This window comes from Methanoregula sp. (assembly GCF_049690535.1).
GTDB lineage: Archaea > Halobacteriota > Methanomicrobia > Methanomicrobiales > Methanospirillaceae > Methanoregula.
Window position 1 is genome coordinate 1 of sequence record NZ_JBAVMX010000096.1, and the last position, 2,976, is coordinate 2,976.

4 protein-coding genes are annotated in these 2,976 nt (G+C 56.8%); 3 read left to right on the forward strand and 1 reads right to left on the reverse strand.

The window, feature by feature from the left end:
• The 3 genes from WCE46_RS07135 to WCE46_RS07145 all read left to right on the forward strand — a co-directional run.
• On the forward strand, positions 1 to 547 hold a 547-nt coding region (locus tag WCE46_RS07135; RefSeq protein WP_424733012.1), incomplete at its 5' end, for a nitrogenase component 1.
• A gap of 141 nt (positions 548 to 688) precedes the next feature.
• Positions 689 to 1,108, forward strand: coding sequence for a hypothetical protein (locus WCE46_RS07140; protein WP_424733013.1), 420 nt, complete (start codon positions 689 to 691; stop codon positions 1,106 to 1,108).
• 174 nt (positions 1,109 to 1,282) lie between these two features.
• Complete coding sequence (locus WCE46_RS07145) at positions 1,283 to 2,215, forward strand: PAS domain-containing protein (RefSeq protein ID WP_424733014.1); 933 nt, start codon at positions 1,283 to 1,285, stop codon at positions 2,213 to 2,215.
• A gap of 158 nt (positions 2,216 to 2,373) precedes the next feature.
• On the opposite strand, the gene WCE46_RS07150 is transcribed toward WCE46_RS07145, so the two are convergent.
• Positions 2,374 to 2,976, reverse strand: a 603-nt coding sequence (locus WCE46_RS07150; protein ID WP_424733015.1) for an isocitrate/isopropylmalate dehydrogenase family protein, incomplete at its 5' end; no start/stop codon positions are given.

Below are 2,976 nucleotides of genomic sequence, written 5' to 3' on the forward strand. Positions count from 1 at the left end.
CTCCGGTACAGGGACATATCTTGGCGGGACGCTTGGGATCCCGGCGCTCCGCGCCACCTTTGAGAGACTTGCCGCAACGTATGAAGGTGCAGATGTGGACTCAGTCCGTGTGGAACTTGACCTGCAGGAGGAACGGGTGATTCATGCCTGCGACAAGTACCTCCGCCGCTATGATCCTCCTGGGGTTGCCGTCTTTGCCGGCACCGCGTATGCTCTCTTTGCCGCGGATACGCTCAGGCGATATCTCGATGCAGAGATCCTCGCTGTCGGGACCCGGAACGATCCTCCTGCGCCGCCCGCCACGCAGTACCCGGTGGAAAAACTGACAGGACTGGAACAGGTCTCCCGGAAGATCGCCGAAGTTTCACCGGACCTTGTGATAGGGTCGTCGTTTGAACGTTCGGTGTGTGGCGACCATACGTTCGTGGGTATCATTCCCCCCCTCCGCGGGAGGGTCAGGCTTGCCCGTCCCTCTCTTGCGGGTACCGGCGGCACGCTCCATTTTGTCGAGGAGGTCCTGAACGCCTGCATGGACAACAAGGCGTAATGCAGGGTACAATCTCCTCAGAATGGGAATTCCGCCCTAAAAAACGCCAGACTCCGTTTTATTTCACTTTCACCCCGCGCACGGCCCCGGGTTATATACTGCCCCGTAAAGATGCACTACTACGACAGAAGGTGGTCGTGTATGATGCAGAAAGCAGGTTATATCCAGCGGACAGGATGCAGGGCGAATGACCGTGACGGCAGGACTCATGAAGTCGTGGAGCTGCACGTCATGGGTGCCCGGTATGCGATCCGGCTGGCAGATCTGGCAAAGGGAATGTCCGGGCGGCAGGTTGTCGTCCAGGTGGAGGCACTTGTCCACGAGTGGAACTACTACCTGGGAACGACCTGCGGCCTTGCACAGGTATCGGCATCCGGCAAAGCCCTCAACATCGAACTCTTCGAAGCAGGGAACTTCACGGTCTCGCTTCTTGCCCTCAGATCGGTCGTCTACGGGCGGGAACGCCGTGCCACCATTGTACGGATCCCGGAACAGCCGGCCACTCCGGTCTGGAAAGACCGCAGGATTCCCGGCCAGCAGCAGATCAGCGCACTTGTCTGATCTGTACCCCTCCTTTTGAACTCCCCCATTTTTTCACCCTCTTATGTGAGTTCTGAACATCTCCCCGGGGTCGCGTTGTGCAACATTAATAGCCCCAAAAGGAAACGTGTACTTACAAGGGAGGGGCATTTTTTAGTTGCCTGCATGCCCCCCGCACTGTACAGGAGACCGGCAATGAGTACGCCTGACGATACCCTCTATAAGGAACTCGTGGATCACCAGCAGGACCTGCTGGTCAAGTTCAGTCCTGAGGGACGTCTCCTGTTTGTCAATAAGGCCTACTGCGATGCGATGGGAAAGACAAAGGAGGAACTGGCTGGCAGCATCTTTATGCCGGCAACCGATAAGCGCTCCTCTGAGATCATGGCCACCAAAATGACCAATCTCTTCCGGCCACCCTACACCTGCCAGGTGGAACAATGGATCTCTTCTCCTCTTGGATCGCGGTGCATCAGCTGGTCGGCGCGGTCGATAACTGACGGGAACGGGGCTGTTACCGCAATTATAGCGAACGGGCACGACATCTCCCGGATCCGGCAGGAGCACCGGGTTGTCAGGAAACGGGACGAAGAGCTGATGCAGCTTCTGGAAAGCGGTACGCAGATGTATTTTACCCATTCTCCGGACCACACTCTGATCTATGTGAGCCCCCGGATACAGGCGCTTCTTCGGGGGGGCTCTTCCCATTCGGGTAAGCGGTTGTGGACCGATTACCTGACGGATAACCCGCTCAATGCGAAGGGACTGGAGCGCACCCTTAAAGCGATCTCCACCGGCCGGCGCGAACCGCCGTACCGGCTGGAGTTTTACGGCCGCAATAACACGAATATCTGGGTGGAAATCAACGAGATCCCGGTGGTAAAAAACAAAAAGACCGTGGCAATTGCAGGGTACCTCGTAGACATAACCGAAAAGAAAAAAGTTGAAGAGGGACTTATCGAGGCCGAAATCCTCCTGAAAAATTACGGGGGACAGAAAAAGGCCGGGAAGGATGCGGCAGGCGGAGAAAACGCGGGGCCGTTTGCTGCACTCAAAACTATTTTCTCATCCAAAAACTCCGAAAACGAGGCTGATATTCCTCTGGACATTCCGGACAACCTCCGATAACCGGCCGTGATAAACCGCCCGGGTACTCCGGTGATCGGGGTCGCACCTGAAATGGGTATGACCCCCCAGGCAGAGAGAGGAATTTGTATTTCCCGCTCCTGGTAAAAAGCCGGACTGCCCGGGAAAAGATCAGAATAAGACTTACCAAAAAAGGGAACTTATTTCCCCTTCTTCACGCATTCCGCAATATACGACCCGGCTTTCTTTGTTCCCGCCGTTCCGCCGAGGTCCTTTGTCACGACGCCATCCTTAATGCTCTTCTCAATGGCTGTGACAATCGCAGCGGCAGCCTTGTGCTCGCCAAGGTGATCGAGCAGGAGCGAGCCGGCCCAGATCGTCGCGATCGGGTTTGCAACATCCATGCCCTTGTACTTCGGCGCCGACCCGTGGATCGGCTCGAACATCGAGGTGCCCTTCGGGTTGATGTTCCCGCCCGGGGCAAGCCCGAGGCCGCCCTGGATCATCGCGCCGAGGTCGGTGATAATGTCGCCGAACATGTTGGGCGTGACTACGACATCGAACCACTCGGGGTTCTTGACAAACCACATCGTGACCGCATCGACAAAGTTGAAATCAGTGGCGACATCGGGATACTTCTTTGCGGTCTCGGTAAAGACGTCACGCCAGAGCCCGTACACATCGGAGAGGACGTTTGCCTTGTCGACCGAGGTAAGTTTTTTGCGGCGCTTCTCTGCGAGCTCGAACGCGTACGTCTGGACCCGGCGTGATCCTTCCCGGGTCACGACACCGATCTGGTAGGC

What these genes read in the sequence shown, in the direction of transcription:
- WCE46_RS07140 (WP_424733013.1), top strand. Translation starts at nt 689, where the DNA reads ATGATGCAGAAAGCAGGTTATATCCAGCGGACAGGATGCAGGGCGAAT.
- WCE46_RS07145 (WP_424733014.1), top strand. Translation starts at nt 1,283, where the DNA reads ATGAGTACGCCTGACGATACCCTCTATAAGGAACTCGTGGATCACCAG.